Annotated in this window: 1 protein-coding gene and 1 pseudogene; both read right to left on the reverse strand. The window is 39.9% G+C overall.

Going from position 1 to position 676, the window contains the following annotated elements:
* The coding region (locus tag L654_RS0101625) for an MmgE/PrpD family protein (protein WP_029753454.1) at nucleotides 1-301 on the reverse strand (301 nt) is incomplete at its 3' end.
* A 22-nt stretch (nucleotides 302-323) separates the two neighbouring features.
* Nucleotides 324-676 (reverse strand): annotated as a pseudogene (locus L654_RS0101630) (hypothetical protein); the annotation flags it as partial.

The following is a 676-nucleotide window of genomic DNA, read 5'->3' on the forward strand; positions in this document are numbered from 1 at the left end:
CGAGCCAGCGGATGGTACAACCAATGTCCCACGCTGCTTTAACAGGGTCGAGTATGAGCGAGGTCCCAGGTACTCGTGCGCCATTAGGAACAACGGTCCCTTTGACAATTGGACCAAGAAGTTTGGTACATTGTGAAAACTTTAAAGCGAGCAGCCCACAGCCTAAGGTATCCATTAAACAATTACGTGCAGTGTTTAGTGCTTCTGCGCTTGATACTTCAAACGTTAATACATAATCAGCGATATCCTGGATAACACTGTCGTAATCTGGGCGAGTGTTATTATCTGTATTACTACTCATTTTGTATCCTTAATTCGTTTGTTTATATTTTACTTGGTTTCAATTTATTAGAAGTCATTGAGTAAACGCTTAGGTGAACTTCATGCTTTTGCTTATCGTTTTCAAGTGGAATATAAGTTGATTCAAGCGCTATACCGTCAAGTATTAGCTCACTTTTATTATGTTTTTTATCCCCTATAATTTGCTCAATTGTAATATGGTAATAGGTGCTCTCAAAGCGATAGTCGATTGAGTAGGTGCTCCAATTCTCTGGAATACACGGTGAAATGGTTAGCTTATTTCCTGTTCGTGTTACACCTAATAAAGATTCTATTATTAGTCGGTATAACCAACCCGCTGATCCGGTATACCAAGTCCAACCGCCTCGTCCAATAT

The sequence above is a fragment of the Pseudoalteromonas sp. TAB23 genome, assembly GCF_000498075.1.
Classification (GTDB): domain Bacteria; phylum Pseudomonadota; class Gammaproteobacteria; order Enterobacterales; family Alteromonadaceae; genus Pseudoalteromonas; species Pseudoalteromonas arctica.